At 60.2% G+C, this 20,179-nt stretch carries 18 protein-coding genes and 5 pseudogenes; 3 read left to right on the forward strand and 20 right to left on the reverse strand.

All coding sequences use genetic code 11. The features are described 5' to 3' along the window. Position 1: 1 nt before the first annotated feature. From OMK73_RS05850 to OMK73_RS05880, 7 genes and pseudogenes are all read right to left on the reverse strand, one after another. Positions 2-889 carry a branched-chain amino acid ABC transporter permease gene (locus tag OMK73_RS05850; protein ID WP_267601154.1) on the reverse strand — a complete coding sequence of 296 codons (888 nt, stop codon included), beginning with the start codon at positions 887-889 and terminating at the stop codon, positions 2-4. A gap of 5 nt (positions 890-894) precedes the next feature. Continuing rightward, positions 895-1,602: an ABC transporter ATP-binding protein gene (locus tag OMK73_RS05855; protein ID WP_267601155.1), complete on the reverse strand. Its 708-nt coding sequence runs from the start codon at positions 1,600-1,602 to the stop codon at positions 895-897. Positions 1,603-1,639: 37 nt separating this feature from the next. Then, complete coding sequence (locus tag OMK73_RS05860) at positions 1,640-2,407, reverse strand: ABC transporter ATP-binding protein (RefSeq protein ID WP_267601156.1); 768 nt, start codon at positions 2,405-2,407, stop codon at positions 1,640-1,642. A gap of 227 nt (positions 2,408-2,634) precedes the next feature. Beyond that, complete coding sequence (locus OMK73_RS05865; protein WP_420715466.1) at positions 2,635-3,876, reverse strand: ABC transporter substrate-binding protein; 1,242 nt, start codon at positions 3,874-3,876, stop codon at positions 2,635-2,637. Positions 3,877-3,899: 23 nt separating this feature from the next. Next, positions 3,900-4,780 (reverse strand): annotated as a pseudogene (gene mmsB, locus OMK73_RS05870) (3-hydroxyisobutyrate dehydrogenase). A gap of 39 nt (positions 4,781-4,819) precedes the next feature. Then, positions 4,820-5,803 carry a zinc-binding dehydrogenase gene (locus tag OMK73_RS05875; RefSeq protein WP_267601158.1) on the reverse strand — a complete coding sequence of 328 codons (984 nt, stop codon included), beginning with the start codon at positions 5,801-5,803 and terminating at the stop codon, positions 4,820-4,822. Between the two features lie 74 nt (positions 5,804-5,877). Next, on the reverse strand, positions 5,878-7,383 hold the full coding sequence (locus OMK73_RS05880; RefSeq protein WP_267601159.1) for a CoA-acylating methylmalonate-semialdehyde dehydrogenase: 1,506 nt from the start codon (positions 7,381-7,383) through the stop codon (positions 5,878-5,880). A 151-nt stretch (positions 7,384-7,534) separates the two neighbouring features. Here OMK73_RS05880 and OMK73_RS05885 point away from each other — a divergent pair, with 151 nt between their 5' ends. The 3 genes and pseudogenes from OMK73_RS05885 to OMK73_RS05890 all read left to right on the forward strand — a co-directional run. Beyond that, complete coding sequence (locus tag OMK73_RS05885; RefSeq protein WP_267601160.1) at positions 7,535-8,458, forward strand: LysR family transcriptional regulator; 924 nt, start codon at positions 7,535-7,537, stop codon at positions 8,456-8,458. A 20-nt stretch (positions 8,459-8,478) separates the two neighbouring features. Beyond that, positions 8,479-8,632: pseudogene (locus OMK73_RS38865) on the forward strand (IS3 family transposase); the annotation flags it as partial. Positions 8,633-8,764: 132 nt separating this feature from the next. Continuing rightward, positions 8,765-9,317: pseudogene (locus OMK73_RS05890) on the forward strand (Tn3 family transposase); the annotation flags it as partial. A 146-nt stretch (positions 9,318-9,463) separates the two neighbouring features. Here the strand turns inward: OMK73_RS05890 and OMK73_RS38870 are convergent. From OMK73_RS38870 to OMK73_RS05950, 13 genes and pseudogenes are all read right to left on the reverse strand, one after another. Then, a complete protein-coding gene (locus tag OMK73_RS38870) occupies positions 9,464-9,691 on the reverse strand; it encodes a group II intron maturase-specific domain-containing protein (protein WP_420715481.1) in 228 nt (75 codons plus the stop codon). A gap of 22 nt (positions 9,692-9,713) precedes the next feature. After that, positions 9,714-10,013 carry a hypothetical protein gene (locus tag OMK73_RS05895; protein ID WP_267601161.1) on the reverse strand — a complete coding sequence of 100 codons (300 nt, stop codon included), beginning with the start codon at positions 10,011-10,013 and terminating at the stop codon, positions 9,714-9,716. Positions 10,014-10,109: 96 nt separating this feature from the next. Further along, entirely contained in the window at positions 10,110-11,453 is a 1,344-nt protein-coding gene (locus OMK73_RS05900; protein ID WP_267601162.1) for an SMEK domain-containing protein, read from the reverse strand. Between the two features lie 284 nt (positions 11,454-11,737). Next, positions 11,738-12,406 (reverse strand): DUF2971 domain-containing protein, encoded by a 669-nt coding sequence (locus OMK73_RS05905; protein ID WP_267601163.1) that lies wholly within the window; start codon positions 12,404-12,406, stop codon positions 11,738-11,740. Between the two features lie 414 nt (positions 12,407-12,820). Next, the gene (locus OMK73_RS05910) at positions 12,821-12,973 is read right to left on the reverse strand and encodes a hypothetical protein (RefSeq protein WP_267601164.1); all 153 of its coding nucleotides are present in this window, start codon (positions 12,971-12,973) and stop codon (positions 12,821-12,823) included. Between the two features lie 64 nt (positions 12,974-13,037). After that, positions 13,038-15,358, reverse strand: a pseudogene (locus tag OMK73_RS05915) (SMC family ATPase). Then, positions 15,346-15,864 carry a hypothetical protein gene (locus OMK73_RS05920; RefSeq protein ID WP_267601165.1) on the reverse strand — a complete coding sequence of 173 codons (519 nt, stop codon included), beginning with the start codon at positions 15,862-15,864 and terminating at the stop codon, positions 15,346-15,348. The pseudogene OMK73_RS05915 and the gene OMK73_RS05920 overlap by 13 nt, the downstream one beginning before the upstream one ends. Positions 15,865-16,025: 161 nt before the next feature. Continuing rightward, positions 16,026-17,227 (reverse strand): annotated as a pseudogene (locus tag OMK73_RS05925) (metallophosphoesterase family protein); the annotation flags it as partial. 26 nt (positions 17,228-17,253) lie between these two features. Further along, entirely contained in the window at positions 17,254-18,114 is an 861-nt protein-coding gene (locus tag OMK73_RS05930; RefSeq protein WP_267601166.1) for a hypothetical protein, read from the reverse strand. Between the two features lie 2 nt (positions 18,115-18,116). Further along, complete coding sequence (locus tag OMK73_RS05935; protein WP_267601167.1) at positions 18,117-18,353, reverse strand: hypothetical protein; 237 nt, start codon at positions 18,351-18,353, stop codon at positions 18,117-18,119. A 10-nt stretch (positions 18,354-18,363) separates the two neighbouring features. Further along, a complete protein-coding gene (locus OMK73_RS05940; RefSeq protein ID WP_267601168.1) occupies positions 18,364-18,777 on the reverse strand; it encodes a hypothetical protein in 414 nt (137 codons plus the stop codon). A 161-nt stretch (positions 18,778-18,938) separates the two neighbouring features. Next, positions 18,939-19,469: an ATPase, T2SS/T4P/T4SS family gene (locus OMK73_RS05945; RefSeq protein WP_267601169.1), complete on the reverse strand. Its 531-nt coding sequence runs from the start codon at positions 19,467-19,469 to the stop codon at positions 18,939-18,941. Beyond that, positions 19,364-20,176, reverse strand: a complete 813-nt coding sequence (locus OMK73_RS05950) for a hypothetical protein (RefSeq protein WP_267601170.1) — start codon at positions 20,174-20,176, stop codon at positions 19,364-19,366. Before OMK73_RS05950 ends, OMK73_RS05945 begins: the two co-directional genes overlap by 106 nt. Between the last annotated feature and the right edge of the window lie 3 nt (positions 20,177-20,179).

The raw sequence follows: 20,179 nt of genomic DNA on the forward strand, positions 1-20,179 counted from the left end.
CTCAATGTTCTTTACCAAACAGGCCGGAGGGCCGTACCAGCAGCACGATCGCCATGAGGATGAAGACCACGGTCGCGGACAGCTCCGGGTAAAACACGCGTGTCATTCCCTCAATGACGCCAAGTCCAAGACCTGTCAGTATCGAACCGATGATCGATCCCATACCACCAATCACCACCACCGCGAAGACCGTGATGACCAGGTTCGATCCCATCAGGGGAGACACTTGAATCACCGGGGCGGCGAGAACTCCAGCAAACGCTGCAAGCGCCACGCCAAACACATAAGTCAGCGTGACCATGAACGGCACATTGACACCGAATGCCTCGACCAGCTTCGGGTTCTCCGTTCCCGCCCTAAGATAGGCACCGAGCTTCGTGCGTTCGATCACGTACCAAGTGCCCATGCAAATGAGAAGCGAGGCTGCAACTACCCATACCCGATACGTGGGCAAACGCATGAAGCCTAGATCGAGGGCCCCCGCGAGCGCATCCGGCACTGCATAGGGCTGCCCTGAGACGCCGTAGGCAGCCCTGAACACTCCCTCTACCACCAGGGTGATGCCCAGGGTCAGCAGGAGCCCGTAAACATGATCGACCTTATATAGCCAACGCAGCATCGTGCGCTCGATGACAAAGCCCAAAACTCCCACAATGAGGGGCGAAACCAATAACATCACCCAATAGTTAATGCCAAGGTAGCTCATCCCCATCCAGGCAAGGAATGCTCCGACCATGTAGAGCGCGCCATGCGCGAAGTTGATGACGTTGAGCAGCCCGAAAATCACAGCCAACCCGAGCGAAAGCATCGCGTAGAAGGAGCCATTGACAAGGCCAATCAAGAGCTGGCTCATCAGTGCCGACACTGAAACTCCAAATATCTCGCTCATCTCAGTCATACCCCCAGCAGCTCACCCAGCAACGGGGTTTTTTCATGAAGTTCGCTCGATGTGAACTGCTCGATCGTTTCCCCATGCTGGACAACGTAAAAGCGATCCGCCAGCGGCGCCGAAAAAATGAAGTTCTGCTCGACCATGACGATGGTGTATCCCTTCTCCTTCAGCATGACAATCATCCTAGCCAGAGCCTGGACGATCACAGGCGCAAGGCCCTCCGATATCTCGTCAAGCAGCAGAATCCTTGCGCCGGTGCGGAGAATTCTCGCTACAGCAAGCATTTGCTGCTCTCCGCCCGACAACCTCGTGCCTGGGCTATTCCTTCGCTCCGCCAGGTTCGGAAACATGTCGTAGATCTCGTCAATCGACATGCCGCGGACCGATCTCGACAATGTCGGCGGCAGCATCAGATTCTCTTGCGTCGTCAGCGCGGAAAAAATTCCTCTCTCCTCGGGGCAATAGCCGATACCGAGGTGGGCAATCCTGTGGGTTGCCATGTGCACCGACTCAGTTCCATTAACTTTGATGGATCCCTTCCGGCTACTTGTGATCCCCATGATTGCCCGCAGGGTCGTGGTTCGACCGGCACCATTTCGGCCAAGCAGCGTAACAACCTCTCCCTCGTTCACTGAGAAATTGAGCCCATGCAGAATGTGGGACTCGCCATACCAGGCATGTAGGTCTACGACCTCAAGCGCCTTCTCCATTCGAACGTCTCCCGGGCGAGCAAGGTCGCCCAAATGTTCAATGCGATCCCGCCAGGGATCCGCTGCTAGTACCCATATAAGCTTCCATGACCTGCGGGATCGCGGATACCTCCGCGTACGTTCCTTCGGCCAGTAGCGCTCCACGCTGCAATACGGAGATGCGATCGCAGATGCCGGAGACCACATTCATGTTGTGCTCAACCATCAAGATGGTTCGGCCGACGGAGACGCGTTTGATCAACTCGGTAACCTTGGAGACATCTTCATGCCCCATTCCCTGGGTCGGCTCGTCAAGCAGCATGAGTTCCGGTTCCATGCCCAAGGTAGTGGCAATCTCGAGCGCCCGCTTCCGGCCATATGGCAGGTCGACCGTGGTGGTGTCTGCATACGCGGCGAGGTTAACTTCCTCCAGCAATGCCATCGCTCGCCCATTCAGGCGATGTAGTGTGCGATCGCTCTTCCAGAAGTGGAATGAGGTGCCAAGCGAACGCTGGAGGCCAATCCGCACATTCTCCAGCACCGTTAGATGCGGGAATACAGCGGACATCTGAAACGAGCGAATAATTCCATTCTTCGCCAACTGGGAGGGTTTTGCTGCGGTGATGTCGCGACCGTTGTAAATAATCGCCCCACTACTCGGAACCAGGAACTGCGTCAGCAAGTTAAAGCAGGTGGTCTTGCCTGCGCCATTTGGTCCAATCAACGCATGGATATGGCCACGTTGAACCTTTAAATTGACACCGGATACGGCAGTGAAGCCTTTGAACTGCTTCGTCAGGCCGCGTGTCTCCAGGATGACGTCCATCTTCGTCACCTCCTAAATCATGGGTGTAGGCCGCTCCATTCACTGTGCAGCGGCATGCCGGGCGCGGCCCCGGTTCCCTTGCCTGACCCACGCATGGGGAGCCAGGGGTGAGTGATTTCAGCGCCGGAATCTAAAACGCTGCAGGCCTGAAGCCCGAACCGGTCGCGATCGGTTTTAACACCGGACACAATCGGGACGACGCTTGTATCACTCTTGAGAACGGGCGCTCAGGCTGAAGGGACTCCCTTCTTGAGCAACGGGCACTTGCTCTGTTCAGCGGGAATGGTCACGGTACTGGCTGGTAGCGTCTTCTTCAGCTTGTAGTAGTCCCACGGGTACTTCGACTCCGTCGGACTCTTCACCTGCATCAGGTACATGTCATGCACCATTCGCCCGTCTTCACGAATCTTCCCGTTCTTCGCGAAGAAATCGTTGATGGGAAGCTCGCGCATCTTCGCCATCACTTCCTTTGCGTTATCCGTGCCGGCGGCCTGTACTGCCTCAAGGTAATGCATGATCGAGGAATAATCGCCAGCGTGCACCATATTCGGCATCTTGTTCATCTTGCCAAAATAGCGCTTCGACCACTTCCTGGTCTCGTCATTCATGTCCCAATAGAATGGCGTTGTCAGCAGCAGTCCCTGCGCAATATTCAATCCCATCCCATGGACGTCAGTGATGGTGGTTGCCAGCCCGACGAGGCTTTGTTTTCCACTCCGGGTAACGCCAAACTCCTGAGCGGATTTCATGGCGTTGACAGTGTCAACGCCTGCGTTGGCTAGACCTATGACCTTGGCTTTCGACGCCTGGGCTTGCAGTACGAAAGAAGAGAAGTCTGACGCGCCGAGCGGATGCTTTGCCGCGCCGACGACTTTGCCACCTCCGCCCTTCACGGTCCCGGAAAGTCGGTCAAGCATCAGGGTGCCAAAGGCATAGTCGGCTGCGAGGATGAACCAGGTGTCGCCGCCTTGCTCAAGCATCGCCTTGGCGGTGCCGTTGGCAAACGCGTAGGTATCCGCGACGTAGTGCACCGTGTTCGGTGTACATTCCTCGTTGGTTACCTTCTCGGTCATCGCGGCAGTCACAATGGCAATGCGATTCTTCTCGTATGCCAGCTTGCTTACCGCGATGGCTACAGCGGAGTTGGTCAGATCGGCTACCACGTCTACCTTCTGCGTATCGAACCACTCGCGCGCTTTCGTTGACGCAGCATCGGGCTTGTTCAGGTGGTCAGCAACGACGACCTCGATCGGCTTGCCCAGAACCTTGCCACCGAAGTCTTCTACCGCCATCTTGATGGCGGTCACTGCCCCTGGTCCGGAGAATTCAGAATAGGTCCCCGACAGATCTGTCAGAACACCGATCTTGACGACGTCGTCCGACACCTTTGACTGCTGTGAGTGCGCCGTATTGACACTGAGCGCGACGCTGATCGCCGCGGCTCCAAGCTTTGTGTAGCGGTTCATCATGTCTCCTTGTCGTTGTTGTCTTTTTATTCCCTGAACATCTGCACGATTGCGGAGATGTCCCTGGATCCTTCACCCCTGAGGCTCAGCAACTGAAAGAGCTGCCTGGACAACGCTGTCATGGGCAGCGGTTGCCTCGCACCGCCCGCGGCATCCAGGGCAAGCGATAGGTCCTTTATCATGAGATCGCAGGCAAAGCCTCCGGAGTAGCCGTTTGACGCGGGCGCACTTGGCACCACACCTGGGTATGGGTTGTAAGCTTCCGATACCCAGCAATGGCCTGACGAAGTATTGATAATTGCGGCCAGCACGTCTGGGGACAATCCGAGGCTCACACCGAGGCACATTGACTCGGACACGGCAACCATGGATACCCCGAGCAGGAGGTTGTTGCAGATCTTGGCGGCTTGCCCGCTGCCCGCGGCGCCACAGTTGACAATGTTCTTGCCCATGGCTGAAAGGATGGGGCGGGCGGCAAGAGAAGCGGCTTCCGTGCCGCCAACCATGAACGTCAGCGTTCCGGCTTCGGCGCCTGGCACACCGCCGGAAACGGGCGCATCGATCATCGCTTTGCCAGAAGCCTGGGCCATCGATTCCAGATCACGCGCCGTTTGCGGGTCGCTGGTACTGCACTCGATAATCAGCGCGTCATCCCTGGCATGCGCGAGCACACCATCGGGCCCTGCAACCACACTGCGTACGATGGCGGGGGTCGGCAACATGGTGATGACGACATCCACGGCCGCCGCCAGTTCGGCAACTGACGCGGTCGGGATCGCCCCTGCTCTACTGCGAGGCCAATGGCCTTCGCTGACGTGTCATACACGTGTACCGCGTTCCCGCTTCGCAGCAGGTTCGAAGCCATGGGAAGTCCCATGTGGCCAAGGCCGATGAATCCGATTTTCATAGCGTCTCCTGATCGTTGTATTCTGTCGGCACTCGGCCGTCAGGGATGAAGCAAGATCTTCCCGAAGTGCTTGTCCTCCGCCATGGCGTCTTGCGCGGCCAGTGCTGCAGACAAGGGATATCGGGCGGCAATGATTGGTACTAATGCGCCGGAGACGAACAATGGATAGACATCGCGCTTGAAGTGTTCGAACAGCTCTTTCTTTTGTTCGATAGTTCGCGTTCTGAAGGAAACGCCGACGAGGGTAATGCGCTTCCTGGCAAGTATGTCCAGATCAATCTCGCCCTTAGTACCGCCCACCCAACCAACGTTCACAATTCGCCCCCCGAGCCCAACGCACTCGAGGTTGTCCGGGATGGCAGGACCGCCGACCATATCGACGACCACATCGACGCCTCGCCCATCGGTCTCCTTGAGTACTTCCGTCGCGATATCGTCTTGCCCGCTGATCAGGAAACGAGTCAGGCCAAGCTCCGCAAGCCGATGTGCATTGGCGTTAGGGAGTCCCGTCCCCATGATGCGCGATGCGCCCATGGCCTTCGCAATCTGTAGCGTGGCAATCCCTACCGCCGAAGCCACGCCCTGAATCAGGACACTCTTACCCGAGGAAAATTGACCATTCGTGACAAGGGCGTTATGCGCAGTCGGATACACCGTGGCAACCGCCGTAGCCTGGTCGTAAGAGAACGTAGGCGGGACGCGCAAGGCGAAGCGGTGATCGATCGTGGCGAGTTCGGCATACGCTCCCGTCGTCATACCCATCACCTTGTCGCCGATCTTGAACTCGCTGACGCCGGCCCCCACGGCAATGACCTCACCGGACATTTCCAACCCGGCAATCATAGGCTTGCCGGCAGCGGGTCCGCCATGCGCAGTGGAGCGATGCAGGTCGATACGATTGATACCGGCCGCGCGGACCGAAACCAGGAGTTCGTCGGCCTGGGGTACTGGATCGTCAACGGTTTGATACTCGAGGGTCGGACGTCCTTGCCCTGTCCGGTTCACAATCACAATGGCTTTCATGATTCGTCGCTATTCCTTGTTGTACATGCCTATGGCTACTGCCTGGAACGGCCAGGCAGCCGCTGTGCTGGGCTTCAGGCGCTGGGATTGAAGGCGAGGGAGACAGGAAGGGCGCGTTCGTCGGGCTCGGGCCAGCGTTGCGAGACCGTCTTGATCTTGGTGTAGAAGCGAGCTGCGTCGGGGCCATAGAGGTGGCCTTCGCCAAACTTGGACCGGCGCAATCCGCCGAAATTGAAGTAGGCGGACGGCAGCGGCACGGGGACGTTCACGCCGATCATCCCGGACTCAACTTCCATCATGAAGCGATGTGCCGACTTTCCGTCGCGGGTGAAGATTACCGAGCCATTGCCGTACTCGTGCAGGTTCGTGATGTCAATCGCCTCTTCGAAGGTCGCCGGCCGCATGATTCCTCGCACCGGCCCAAACACCTCGTCTTTATAGAGTTGCATGTCCGTTGTGACCCGGTCGAACAATGTCGGCCCCAGGTAAAAGCCATTAGCGTGGCGCGGAATTTCGATATTTCGCCCGTCGAGCACCAAGTCGCCGCCTTCTTCGATACAGCGCGAAATTGCCCGTTCGACGGATGCCTTGGATTCTTTGGAAACAACCGCACCAAAGTCCGCGCTGGCGTCGTCGTAGGGGCCAACCTTCAGTGCTTGGATCTTCGGTACGATCAGTTCGCGCAGGCGTTCAGCCGTTTCGTGCCCTACGGGAAGGAGAAGCGAGACGGCCATGCACCGCTGGCTCGATGACCCGAAGCCGGCAGACACGAAGGCGCTGGCCGCCGCCTCCAGATCGGCGTCCGGCAACACAACCATGTGGTTTTTTCCGCCCGTGAAGGCCGCGACACGCTTGTTGTGCGAGGTGCCCTTCTGGTACACGTATTCGCCCACGGCAGTCGAGCCCACAAAGCTCACCCCGGCGATTCCCCGATGCTCGAGGACCGCGTCAACGACTTCCTTGTCACCCTGCACAACGTTGAACACGCCGTCCGGCAGGCCAGCCTCTTTCCACAGCCGGGCAAATTCCAGAGCCGCGCTGGGTACTTTCTCGGAAGGCTTCCATACGATGGCGTTTCCGACTGCGACCGCCATCGTCATCATTACCGCGGGCACCATGATCGGGAAATTGAAAGGCGTAATACAACCAACCACGCCAATTGGCCGGCGCATGGAGAAGACCTCGATATCGCCGCCAACGTTGTTCGCATATTCGCCCTTGGCCACATGCGGGGCGTTGCAAGCGAACTCAATGCCTTCAATGGCGCGACCGAGCTCGCCCTTGGCGTCTGCAATGGTCTTGCCGTGCTCACGGCCGATCACCTCTGCAAGGGCATCCAGGTTGGCAATCATCAGTTCCCGTAGTTTGAAGATCACCGCCTGGCGCGCAGCATGGGAAGCGCGTCCCCAGCGACGCCCGGCCTCAGTGGCGATCGTCACGGCATGGTCCACGGTCGCGAAGGAGCCGTAAGCGCAGCGCGCGATCTCTTCGCCGCTTGATGGGTTGTGTACCGCGCCGGTGCGGGTGCCAGGTTCGGAATAGGCCGTGCCGGCGATGAAGTGCTCGATCAGGTTGGACATAGCTTGCGTCGTCTCCAAAGTTTCTATGCGCTGACAGTCAGGCTCGAAAAACACTCGGGCCTTCAGTGAGGAGATCTTATTTCACCGGATCTGCATTTGGTATAAGCTAAACCGGAACACCGATATCCAAAATTGCATAGCGACGGGCACCATGAATCACTTTGACTGGGATAACCTCAGAATCTTCTTAGCGGCCGCTCGCTCTCAGTCGGCGCTGGAAGCGTCTCACACGCTAAAGATCAGCCAGTCGACGATATCGCGGCGTATTCAGCGTCTCGAGCGTGAAACGGGATCAAAACTGTTCGAGCGCAGCTCTCAGGGGCTGAGCCTGACGAGCGCCGGCCATCGGCTCCTGGAGCATGTCGAAAAGCTGGAAAGCACCTTGTCCGCAGTCGAGACAAGCGTGTTCAGTGACAGCGTTGCCTTGACAGGCGAAATTCGGTTGGGAGCAACGGAGGCCTTCGGGACATTCTTTCTTGCCCCGCACGTTGGTCAGTTCTGCGGCAGACATCCCGCCATTACGGTCGACATCCTGCCGATGCCACGTTCGTTGAACCTCTCCAAGCGCGAAGCTGACGCCTCCGTAGCGATTGACCGCCCCAGTGCAAACAGCTTTGTCACCTGCAAGCTTTCCGACTATCGCTTGCTGCCATATGCCACGCCAGGATATTTGGCGAAGCATCCACCTATCCGGGAGTTAGAAGACCTTGTCAGCCATCGCTGGATTGATTACGTTGACGATCTGATCTTCTCGTCGCAGCAGTTCTCATTGCAAAAGTGGTTGCCGTCCAGCAAGCCATTCCTCCGAAGCACAAGCGTCATTGCACAAGCCCAGGCAGTGAAAGCCGGCTTAGGCATTGCCGTGCTGCCGTGCTTTCTGGGCAGCGTGATTGAGGGAGTGGTGCCGATTCTCTCCGAGCAGGTCGACATCACCAGAACGTTCTGGCTAGTTGCGCCGCCAGAGAGAAGAGAGGTTGCCCGGGTTAAGGCGCTGTGGGACTACATTCGTGAAGTAGCCGAAGCGAATGAGGACTTTTTACTAGGTCGCACGTCGACCGCAACATGGGTGACTTGATTTGTCTTTTCTCTAAGCTCGCCATCCATGTCGATGTCAAGAAGAATATGGTCAGCCGCGCATGCATCTGGAACTGCTTGCCCGCGGCGTCAGGGTGGGGACTAGGAGCGGGTGCGTCGCCTAAAATGGGGCGGGATGGCCTGCGCGCGCGCCAAGTGTAAGTTTGTTGTCACCTTGATTTAGCCGTCACTCTTCTTGGCAGACTGTCATATTCGAGACATTCGCTGAACTCGACGCTGAAATGGAAAAGGTACGCGGGGTGGCCCACGCCACCTAACTTCTCTCCAGTATCAGCGCGTACCATAGGATGCTCAGGCATTTCTGAAGCCTGTGATCGCGCATCTGGACGAAAGCCTCGCCAGGCTCCGGGACGCCGTCTGTGTTGGAAGCTCAAGATTGACCATGCGATCCACATCGACCCCTTGGTGGCAAGCGCTACGCCCGCGATTGTGGAGACATTGCGAGGCGCACTGTTTTAGCGGCACCCAGGCAGTCAGTTGCCTGAGATCCTGCTCGAGATCGACAGCGTCACGCACTTTAGTTGGCTCATCCTGGGAAGAGAGCCTCATTCCCGTAGCGAACTTCTACTGGTCTACGCAGCGATACTCGCGCACGGCACATCGATGTCAGCTGCGTATCTCGCCCGAATGGTGCCCGAATTGTCGCCTCCCGCGATCCGGCAGATGATGCATCGAGTTGCGGACGAACGGAAGCTGCGCCACGCGGCTGACGCAGTGCTGACCTTCATGCATCAGCACCCGATTGCCTAGCATTGGGGCGCTCCGATCTGGCCTCGTCAGACATGATGTCGTTGGAAACGACACGCTCTGTCTGGAAAGCGCGGGCTGACCCACGCCGGCTGATTTTGTGGGGATTTCTTGCGGGCGTCGGCCGGAAACCTGCATAAATGCTTGGGGCAGTTACCCGGTAAGTCGAGTAGCGCAAGGGAATCGCACCCTCACGCCCTCACAGAAGCGGACGTGAACCTCTCGATTCATCCGGCTCCTATCGTCCAACCGTGGTCTCCATGGCCCAATGCGCAAATAAGCCTGGCTGCCGAGACTTGACGTCCCTCAGCCAAGCCGCTGCACGAACCTTACGGCCGCGGAGATGCTTGTATTTCCGCTGCGCCCAGTGGACCAATGTGGCATCAAGCGCAAGCGGCACCTGCCCCAGCGCAGACCGATAGAATCGACCGTAGTAGCGAATCCAACCAAGCAACGTCGGACGGATTCGGTCCGTAGATGGGCGGTGTTCATTCCATCTCTTTTGCTTTTGGAATGACCGAAACTCGCGTCATACCGGCCGCCCGAACCTGGCGGGTCGGATGTCTCAGATGGGTCGGAAGCTGACGCCGGAGCCGTGCTGGGGCGAACGACGGCAACGGGTCGGTCAGAGACAGGCGCAGCCCCGCGACGAGCATCCGACCGTGACCGGCCAGGAGCAGACGGCTAAGATCGTCACTTGGTTCGAACGGCTGGGCCACAGTGATGATGAACGAGGGTGTTGCTCGCTTGAGTGCGCTGCTGAGGGACTGGTCTTCGCGCGACCACAACAGCTTTACTGCAGGTGGGCGGCGGCAGCCGTAAACAACGCGCGCCGAGCTCGAGCGCGTCTACGACTGACCGGCAATGCGCCCCGACACGCCGGCTCAAGGGAACACTATGGCAGCCGGGAGGGAGGATGAATGCCGGTCGACGAACTCGGTCAGATTCGCCTGCAGCAAGGGAGCGAGGCGGCTCGGTAACTCCTGGGTTGCTTTCAGTACCCCCTCCTCGCTATAGACAAAATCCTTATGGTTGCGGATCAACTGACTGGAGCGATAGAGGTCCACGAGAAACTTGTCGCCCATGTCGCAGCTCAGTAACTGCGCTCGTGGCGCCTCATACACATTGATGTACGTCTTCTCTCGCGTTTCGATTTCGTAGATCTCCGCCGCCACGAAGAGCAGGAAGATGCCGTCACGGCAGCCCCGGTATCTCAGCGGATCGCTGATGACAAGGCGAAAGCTATCGACGAAGAAGTCATTCGTCTTCCGGGCAATCAGGAAGAAGTGCTCGTAGTCACGCGCATTGTGATCCACGACGTCTTCGAAGGCTTCCATATCGCGCAGGCTGAGCCCGGCCGGGATGATCAGGCCCAGCCTCTCTCCGTTCGAGCTGGCGTGCTTGACGAGTTCATATGCGCCTCGCAGGCTGCGCCGCCAGTCGGTTCCCTTCTCCGCGCCCGGACCGCCGTTGTAGATATGCGCGTAGGTGCCGTCGATCCACTCGCCGCTGACCCAAAACTGTTCGGCGACGTACTGGATTAGGTCCCTGCTGCACACCTCGGCGATGCTCATGTTGTTCGCATAGATCGCGCGGGTCATGCCAAACGGCTTGAGTGCCTGCACCGCCTCGGTGGTCCTGACATCGTGCGCGTCGAAGAGGTCGCGCAGGTGCTGTCCAGGCTGATCGGCGCCCAGTAGGTAGGGCCGGATGGCCGATCCGAGTTCGATCTCCAACCTCCTGTAGAAGGCATTGAACTTGGCCGGATCGGCTGCAGCTACTAGGATCTTGAACAGGTCCCCCAGGTCGTAGATGTCCTGGTCAGGATCGAAGCTGAAGGCACCATGCGCCCGGATGATCTGCTGGCTTTCGTAAGTCTTCTGCTTGTCTGTGAGGATTATGAACTTCAGCCGGGAGTAAGTACAATCCAGGCGGTGCTCAAAGAACTTCCGCTGGGTCTCGACGATTTTGGTCGTGCTCGACGTGATCGTGACCTGAATCGCGCAGCCCGCGGCTGCCGAACCAAGATCGACGGCGGGAAAGTTAGTTTCGAGGTTCAGGTTGACTAGGTCCTTGTAGTCGAAGACGATCTCCGCGAGATCCCTGGCAAAGGACTCACCGAAGATGGCGACGTCCAGCAGCCGTGCCTTCGACTTGATCTCCACGTAGTGCTTATAGGCGGCAAGGTAGATCGCAAGGCGATCGGCAAGAGCTTGATTCGAATTCATCAGCGTAGAAGGGCGGTCCGCAGAGTAGGCAAAGAGTATGGGTAGAGAGCCCGAAAGGCACCGCATATTCCCGGGTCGGGCAGGCCAGCTTAGAACGTGTGAAAGTTCCGGCCAATCTGCAGGCGACGGGTTACCCGATCCAAGGCTCCGTGTGATGTTGCGTCGCGCTCAACCCGACACCGATTGCTACGCTCCGAACGTCCGGTTCCGCTGCAGCTCAGCCGTAGAAGAGGCCTGAGATTCTGCTCAGAGCCGGGACGAGACGACTGGGTTGCAGACTATATTCAACGCACGCTTCCCGCCAGAATCGCAGGCAGCATTCTCTGCTCGACGACCTTAAACTGCTTGAACGCGAGGCGTGCCTTGCGGATTTCGACATCGTGGCCGATATCCCCGATCCATGAAGCAATCTCTTTTTGCGGCGTTTCACATCGAACGCCGATGATAACCTCGCGCAGCGTCAATGTTTCACCGAAATCCACGTAATAGTGGCCGTCTGCGTCCTGCTCCTTGAGCTCCGCCATCACCCGGTATTCACTTTCGTAACGCCACGCTTCGAACTTCGTCAGAAGCATGGTCTTGACGGAGTCAGCGCTCAAGCCCCCGTTTGACTTTGACAAATCGATGTCGAAGTTAAGGCGCTCCGGTTCATAGTTAATCTGCATCGCGAGTTCATCGGGCACATCGAATCCGAGACACATCCCGTAGTGTTTGTGACCGTAGTGCGCCCACATGACAGGATTCGCCCAATTCGTTGAAAAGCAAATCACGCCGCGCTGACTAGCCAAATGCTCGCGCAGAATCTTTGCGACCCTGCGGTGGTCCCTAGTTGGAAGATGATGCGAAAGCAGCTCGAATGGATCATTCAGATCATCAAACCGCGAGATCTTCACGCGGCGTTCTTGAATGACTTTCTTCGCCCACTGCTCTGCAGTCAAATAGTAAAGTCGCATAGCCTTCCCCGATACCTCGATATTCTACCCTCACCATCCGCCCGTCAGTTCCATCCGCATCGCTGCATAATACGCGTAAAAGAACTCAACCGTTTGCTTTAGGGTATTGGTCATCGACTGCGTAAGCTCACCATAGTGCTGGAACGCCTTGATGAAAGCTCATTCATCTTCTGAGCGCCGCTCCGGCCGACCGCGCGCCAGCCAGCAAGGCCGGCCGAATGACAGCTGCAGCCTGGAAAACTGCCACCGCAGCCGCGTGACGTCGACGGCGGCGACGGGTCGAACTCGGCCAGGCTTGGCAGCTTGACCCTACTCTACCCATCCCGAAGTTTGGCTTCCAACAAAGAAAAAGACCCCATCACCAAGGTGGCGGGGTCTTTGCGTTGCAGGTTAAGAATGGCCCGTGGGCCGGGGTCAGCCGAGTGCGGCCGAGACGATGGGACTGCCAATGGCATAGACGACGGGGCGCCGCATTGGCTCCTTGCTTACCGGCCGCGTGTGATGGTCACAAGCGGCCAGCACGCGCAGGACGAGGTAAAGCAGGAAGAGATATTTCACGAGTTTCATGGGATGCCCTTTACGGGGACAGGGCAGCCCCGGTGGGCGTGCCCCATCGGGATATAAACAATCGTTAGGCAGCGAGCGCCACCAGGTCAATCACTGCATCGGCCTCATCAACCGACTCAGGCGTGTGGGAAATGAAGAACTCCCGCTCATAGCCGCCCTGACGGAGCACTTCGCGCTTCAATTGCATGAAGGCGCGTTTGCGCTCCGGGTCAAGCGGGCCATCGGCCTCATCCGTGAACAGCGTCTGGAAGGGCTGACCCGAGTCCTGCGCCCGGTAGAGCGCAATACCACGGGTCAAACACTCATTGATCCAGATCTTCTGCCCACCAGACAGCAAAGCGAAGTTCTTCACGCTATCCCGGTCGGCGTCATTTACCTCGATCTCGAAGCCCTCACGCTTCTCGCCATTGGCCAGCGTCGTCTGCGTCTGAATCGCGATGGTGAATCGCGCTCCGTAGCAGGCGAGCAACAGGTCGTTGACGATCCGCGTGAGCGCCGGACCGGCGTCGTCGATGGACAGCGCGATCACGCCGTCATTGCCGAGCGCCTTCGCGACCAATTTCCACTGTGCGATCTCGTCGGAGAGCCGATCCGCCTTGCCCTGAACCACAGGCAAGCCGGACAGTACCAACTCCACGCGCTCGCGCTCGGTCGCAAGGCCGGTTTGCTGGCGAATCAAAGCCTCGATCCGGGCATCCAGCGCAACCACTGCCTCGCGGCTCTGTCGCAGGCGGGTATCCAGGGCGGCGATGAGGCCGGAGACGTCCTCAGTTGCCAGCCCGGACAACTCGCGCTGCACCACCGACAACTGCGACTCAGCTTCGGCAACGTCCCGGTCATACCGGGCCGTGCTGGTGGCTTCCTCGTCAGTCAGACCGGTCACGTCGCGTTGTGCCTGCGCCAACCCTTCCTGCGCCACATCCAACATCGGTCTCTTGGCCGCGAGGGCGGTCAGCCGTTGCAACTCCTGCTGATCGCGTGCCAGTGCCGTCTGCAAAGCCGCCAGGGCGGCGCGTTGGGCAGGCAACTCACCGAAGGCCTCCGCCATCGGCTTCATCGCCTGCTGCTTCGCCTGGTAGCTGGCCCGCAGATCCTTCACGAGGATGACCTGCTCGGCTAGCTTGCCCTTGGCGTCACGCGCCTGCGCGAGCAACGGGCAGGTGCTGTGCATGGGATCGGCCCGGCATGGCACCGTCTCAATGACATCGGCCTGGCCTTTCAACGAGGTGGCGAACTGGGCGGCGGACCTTCCGCGCGCTTCCAGTCCCTGCTGCTCGGTCGCCAGCGCGGCATGCTGCGCCTGCTGTGCGTCCAAGCGGCTGACCGCCTGCTGTAGCGTCGCAAACTCGCCCTGCTTCTGGCCGATGATCATTTGCAAGGCGTCGCGCTGCTCGGCGGCCGCGAGGATGGCTGGACCTTCGGCAAGCACCAGCTTGCGGCTGGCGATCAGCTGCTCCAACTCCCGGCGCCGCGTGGCGGCGCGAGTGGTCGCAGCACGCTGGTCAGCATCCAACTGCCGCCGGCGCGCTCCCAGCTCAGTTTCCCGTTGCCTGAGTTCGCGCAGACGCGCTTCGGTGGCCGCGCTCGCACTTTGCTTGGCTGCCAGTGTCGCCCGCTCCTGCAGGAGCTTCGCGCCATCGGCAGTCTTCGCATCGCGGTCACGCCGGGCCCCGATCAAGGCCTCGTCGGTTAGACCGATGTCCCGTGCCAACTGCCCCGCCCGCTCACGCTGGGTGGAAAAGCCCACCAGGTCGCGCTGCAGGGTGTCCAGATGCCGGCCAAGCCCCTTGTAACCTCGCCGGCCTTGGCCGACAGATCACGCAGGTGGTCGATGCCCAGCAACTCGGCAAGCAGCTTCTTGATCTCGCCGGCCTGGTAGCTAGCGATCGGGCGCCGGTTCTGCGCCGAAAACACGCTGGTGAAGAACGCTTCGGGCGAGCCTAGCACCGCCTCGATGCAGCGGTTGTAGGTATCCGCCTTGCCGTCCGACAGCGTGCCGTCGGCCAGTTGCAGCGGTACCCAGTCGCCGTTGGCGCCCTTCTGGAACAGGTAGTACTCGGCCTTGCGGCTCTTGCCCGGATTGCGGAACGCGAACGCCGACCGGTATTGCTTGCCGGCATGTTCCCATTCCAGATCCTTCTCGCCACGGGTGCCACAGAGGTGATCCCAGTAGGAGAACGCATCCGCGGACATTTTCGAGGCGTGGCTCGGCATGATCGGATACGGGTGCAGGTTGTCCATCAGCGTGGTCTTGCCGGCACCGTTAGGGCCGACCAGCGCGATCAGCCCAGTGGGCAGGTTCGCGAAATCGAGCGTCACGCTGTCGCGCTTCATGCCGTCCCTGACTCCGTGGAACCCGGTCAAGGTGAGTTTCAGCGGGCGCATTCGGACACCTCCGCACCGGTCATGGAAGTCAGGTAATCGGCAGGCAGCTCCATCACATCGCCGTCGTAGAACGGCATGTCTGGGGCCACCGCGGCGGCATCCCGCTCGGGCAGGCCCGACAACGCACGCTCCAGGGAGCGCACGGCGGCGGCGAACTGCTGGCGGGCCAGCGCGATCACCTCCGGCCAAGCGGTGCAGCCACAGAGCGCCCTGAGTTCCAGCGTACTCCACTGGTTGGCATAGCCATGCGAGAACGACCAAAGCAGGTTCTGCATCTCTAGCGACGGTGTCACTTCGTACCAGTGCTGGCCGTTCGCGGCGTGCACCGCGAGGACCAACAGATGGTCGCGCTTGGCGATCACCGTGCCGCGTCCTGCGCCGAACGGCTGGAACAGGGTGCTGCGGGTGAAGCCGTGCGCGTCCGCAAGGCGAGAGGCCAGTACGGACGCGCCTAGTGCGGTTTCAAACGTGTGGGCCCAGTCCGGGCCAGCAGGGTAAAGCATCATGATGCACTCCAAAGGTGACGGAGTGCATCCCCGGACGGGAAGCACCCGTCAGGGTTCAATGAGATGGAACAACGGTCGATGCGTCCGAAGGACGCGGGGTAAAACGATGTTTCGACAGCCCCGGAGGGCTCTCGGAACATGGCTTTGGCCACGTTCAAGGGTTAGGCGGCGGCTTCCGCAAACAGGTCGTCGCTGAGCCAGTCCATCGCCGCGGGCGGCGGGCTGGCTTGCCTCGCAATGGGCACGGGAACCTCAATCGGTACCGGCATGACTGCCGTAACAGGCTCCGATAGCATCGGCATCGACAGCGCGGCGGGAGCCGCGACCACCAATTGCTTGTCTACGCTTTCCAGTTGCTGCAGCACCAGGTCCGCGATGGCCTGCGGTTCCGCGTACTCGAGCATCGACAGACGATCCAGCAACGGGTTGGTATCGACATGAGTCAATTCCCCCATCGCGTGACCTTCTCCGACAGACTGGCGGCGTGGCTGATTCCTTCGGCGCGGCTACGCACGGCAGGCAATACCCGACCTTCCAGCTTCACCTCGGTCGCCTTAAGGAACAAGGCGCCGATGGCGTCCCGATCGACCACCTGGCGGTGCTCTTCGTCGACGACCCAGCGGATGCGCACGAACTTGTCCGACGCCTCGGCGGCGATGCGAGCCAGCTCCGCCATGTCTGGCGGGCCGTCGAAGTCAATGCACAGTGTCTCGCGAGCCGGCGTCACAATGGGGGTGGTTTCGGCCTGCCCCGGCGCGACACGCCATTGCAGGTAGGTCTTGTCACCGATTTCCCCATAGTGGAAGCGCCCGATCGAACCCGGATACGCCACCAGCCGGCCCTCGCGATCCCATTGCTGGGCGCGGTGGATGTGTCCGAGCATGAAGCCGTCGCATTCCGCATCAAACAGCGCCCCGATGGTGAATTCGTGATCGAATCCGGCCATCGGCACACCGTGCTCGGTCTGGCAGCCGTTGACGGTGCCGTGCGAGATGCCCATCGTCCGAATGCCGCGAGCACGCAGCGCGCGGTTCACGGAGCCAGCGGCGTGCAGGTAGGCGGCCAGATGGTCGCCGACTGCGGTTGCAGCCTCCTTTGCGCCGACTGCGGCAGCGAGCATGGCCTTGTTGACCGTGGGCACACAAGTGAAGACCACCTCCGGGGTACCGTCGGCAAGCAACGCCTCAATCTCAATGGGAGCGAAGAGCGCACCGTCCGAAGCGGTGAACTCGCCGTCACGCAGTGCGACCTGGTGGATACGGTCAGCAATGTAGACGGGGTGACGACTGCCAACGAGGCGGAACAGATCCAGGGTGCCGGGCGGCTCGTGGGAAAAGGTGCCTTGCGCCATGAAGGCAGGCATGAAGGCAAGCGCAGTGATGATCACGATCAAGATGATCGTTGCGCGACGATTGAAGCGCGACGCGCGTTGTTGCATGAGCTGGGGGTCGTCTTGAGCAGGTCCTCCGAGACGGTGTGAAGCATCTTCGACAGGTCGCTTTCGTACTCGGCGATGTCCTGGATCCGGTAGCTGGTATCGCGGTCAAACAGACCCGTATCGAACACCTTCCCACCCTCGTTCGGCGCATATTCCAAGTTCAACTCGATGCGCTCGATGTGATACGCCAGGTACGGGTAGGCATTGGCCCGCATCAGCACCAGGCCGTCCAACAGGTTGCGCGCATCCCCACCGAACTTCTTTGTCACGGCCGAGAGACCCGCCAGAAACTGGGCGCTTTGGAATCGACGGAAGAAATCAAAGGCCAGCATCTTGCGATCTAGCCACCCGCGGTAGCGCCCCACGTAGCGGGTCAGGGCCCGAACCACCCATACGCCTGCGGCGACCTCAGCGATCACGAGCAACCACCCCCAGTGCCGCAGGAACGTCGAAGCGTGGTGGAAGGTCGATGCAATGGGACCGTACTGACTCACATCCAGCATTGTGCTGAATGACTTGTCGATGGCCGGGCCGATCAGAAACGCCAGGGCGCCAAGGTAGGCATGCAGGATCACCACCGTCATGACCACGCCGGCCAGCGTCATGGCAATGCCAGCGCGTGCCTCCCCAAGGGCGGTGAGGTTGCGTGACAGAGTCTCGAGGCCGTCCCGAATGTCGCCGCCCTCTTCCGCCACGGCGAGGATCGGAATGTCCTCGTCCGGAATCGTGCCCCGGAAGATCTCCGTCAGCCGCGAGCGCTGCATCTGCCCGTCGATCCCCTCGGACCGTGCAAGCCAGTGCGCCGCGAGCACGCCTACCGGCTCGCCAACGCGCCGCGCTGCGTCCTTGGCGAAATGGTTGGAAACGGGCTCCCCGGCATATGGAGAATCCGTTTCGCCAGATCACCGTAGTACGTTGCTCGCATGCTGCGGAAGCGATACTTGGCCCAGAACAGCCGGTCCATGAACACCTGATCGCCTGCCTTCAGCATCGAGCCGCCGACCTTGCGTTGGGCCAGCCCAACCAGCCACTGTGCTAGTTTGTTGAACATGCCGTTCCTCTCAATGCTTTTCGCCGCGCGCACGCTGGCGGGCGAGTCTGGCTTCGTAGGCGTCGAGCGAGCACAGGCGCTCCGCCTCGCGCGGGTCCACCACGCCGGCAAAGACCTTGTACATGGCGACCTCGAACACGGTTTTCCCGGTGCTGTCCGGCACGTCGAAGCCGACCTGGCGCTTGCTGCGCTGGTATGCCGCCAACTCGATGTTCTTGGCGTCGCGAATATAGGCCAGGTCCTGCTCGTCTGGCTCGAACATCTCGGCCACCACGGTCCGGCCGCGGGCGCCGTTCAGCTCCGGCAGATTGGGACGCTGGCAAAGCTCGCACCCATGCGGGTTCCGCAGCCGGATGCCTTCGATATCAAACCGGAAGAGGCGCTCAATCTGCTGCAGCTTTCTCGCGCCAAGGCCTTCCTTCATCGCCGTATGCCGGAGGCCGCAACTGCAGGTCTTCGGCATCAATGCCTGATAGACGTAGAGATTGATGAAGCCAGGCGTGGCGAGGACGCTGCGTGGTATGCGCAGTTCACCGTCCGACAGCCGGTCCGCCGCCGTCAGCGCACTCGGCGCGTGGACAGTCGTCAGCGCGCGCAGCCCGCGCCCGCCACGTCCCGAAACAGGCCGGCCGACTCGTGATCGCGGAGCTCGCCCACCATCACAAAATGCGGGTTCATCCGTTTGATCTGGCGTTTCCCGGCAATGAAGGGATCTTCATCCCGGTTCGCACCGTCGAGCGTGCGCGACACCGAGAAGTGGTGCGTGCCCTTGGCAAGCAGCTCCACCGGATCCTCGATGGCCATCTTGTTCATCCAGGCCGGCAAGCGCTGCATGATCGCGTGGGCCGTTGTGGTCTTGCCCGAGCCGACCACGCCAACGAGAACAGTGCCGCCACCGAGGTGCATCGTGTTTCGGTCGAGCAGCTGCGCCTGCTGCTCGAAGTAACCGAGGTCGTTGACAAAGTCCACTTCCAGGGATTGTGCTTCTTCGCGGTGCATCCGCATGACCGTCACATGGCCTGTGGCGCTCTGCATCGAGGCCCAACGGAACACCAGTGCCTCCCCGTCAATACGCGTGCGAATGCTGGTCTGCTGCGGCAGAACCCGGCTGAACACGCCCTGCGATCCCCCTTACCCTTCTGCCAGATATGGGACAGGGTATCTAGCATCACACCCGTTTCCATCCGGAATTCCGCAGGGGCAACGAGATAGCCGTCGATGGCGAATCGGATCTGGGAATGCGTCCCCTGATCTTCCACCTCCCAGTGGATATCCGAGGCCTTCTCTCGCAACGCAAAGCGCGCCGCAGCCTCGAAGTTGTTCCAAAGCGCGCTGGCCGGGCGCCGGCGGCCGATGATGTAGTCGGTCTCAACCCCACCGCGCGGATCCACGCCGCCACGGGAAAGGGCGACCATGACTTGCGTGGCCGCAACGTGCGTGGCAGGCGCCGCCTGGTCAAAGAGCAAGCGAGCCTGGCGCATGATCTCCTCCGCCTCGTCCGACGTGGCCATCTCCCGCGAGACCACCAGAGCGAACTTTCCGCGCGCACCCGGCCCACCCGCAGCTTCTACCAGCACCGGGCAGATCCCATGCCGCAGCGACGGCGCCATGTCCAACTCGTCGTAAAGCGTCTTGATGAAGATGGGAAGCTCGTCCACCGTGCCAATCTCTTCCGCCGGCGCAGCGATTGTGGCAGCGCCAGTATTCGGCGGCCTCGAGGGCGCAGACGCGGCAAAGACCGGCGCCGCGCCGGTGAGAACCGTCACGCCCCCTACTCCGGCAACATTGGCGTCCGCGCGGTCGCGCCTGCTGAACAATGCCATCGC

This window comes from Cupriavidus sp. D39 (assembly GCF_026627925.1).
In the GTDB taxonomy this organism is placed as follows: Bacteria; Pseudomonadota; Gammaproteobacteria; order Burkholderiales; family Burkholderiaceae; genus Cupriavidus; species Cupriavidus ulmosensis.

Excerpts from the sequence above, each read along its gene's own strand:
- OMK73_RS05850 (WP_267601154.1), bottom strand. The coding sequence starts at position 889 with ATGAGCGAGATATTTGGAGTTTCAGTGTCGGCACTGATGAGCCAGCTC.
- OMK73_RS05855 (WP_267601155.1), bottom strand. The coding sequence starts at position 1,602 with ATGGAGAAGGCGCTTGAGGTCGTAGACCTACATGCCTGGTATGGCGAG.
- OMK73_RS05860 (WP_267601156.1), bottom strand. The coding sequence starts at position 2,407 with ATGGACGTCATCCTGGAGACACGCGGCCTGACGAAGCAGTTCAAAGGC.
- OMK73_RS05865 (WP_420715466.1), bottom strand. The coding sequence starts at position 3,876 with ATGATGAACCGCTACACAAAGCTTGGAGCCGCGGCGATCAGCGTCGCG.
- OMK73_RS05875 (WP_267601158.1), bottom strand. The coding sequence starts at position 5,803 with ATGAAAGCCATTGTGATTGTGAACCGGACAGGGCAAGGACGTCCGACC.
- OMK73_RS05880 (WP_267601159.1), bottom strand. The coding sequence starts at position 7,383 with ATGTCCAACCTGATCGAGCACTTCATCGCCGGCACGGCCTATTCCGAA.
- OMK73_RS05885 (WP_267601160.1), top strand. The coding sequence starts at position 7,535 with ATGAATCACTTTGACTGGGATAACCTCAGAATCTTCTTAGCGGCCGCT.
- OMK73_RS05900 (WP_267601162.1), bottom strand. The coding sequence starts at position 11,453 with ATGAATTCGAATCAAGCTCTTGCCGATCGCCTTGCGATCTACCTTGCC.
- OMK73_RS05905 (WP_267601163.1), bottom strand. The coding sequence starts at position 12,406 with ATGCGACTTTACTATTTGACTGCAGAGCAGTGGGCGAAGAAAGTCATT.
- OMK73_RS05910 (WP_267601164.1), bottom strand. The coding sequence starts at position 12,973 with ATGAAACTCGTGAAATATCTCTTCCTGCTTTACCTCGTCCTGCGCGTG.
- OMK73_RS05920 (WP_267601165.1), bottom strand. The coding sequence starts at position 15,864 with ATGATGCTTTACCCTGCTGGCCCGGACTGGGCCCACACGTTTGAAACC.
- OMK73_RS05935 (WP_267601167.1), bottom strand. The coding sequence starts at position 18,353 with ATGTTCAACAAACTAGCACAGTGGCTGGTTGGGCTGGCCCAACGCAAG.
- OMK73_RS05940 (WP_267601168.1), bottom strand. The coding sequence starts at position 18,777 with ATGAAGGAAGGCCTTGGCGCGAGAAAGCTGCAGCAGATTGAGCGCCTC.
- OMK73_RS05950 (WP_267601170.1), bottom strand. The coding sequence starts at position 20,176 with ATGGCATTGTTCAGCAGGCGCGACCGCGCGGACGCCAATGTTGCCGGA.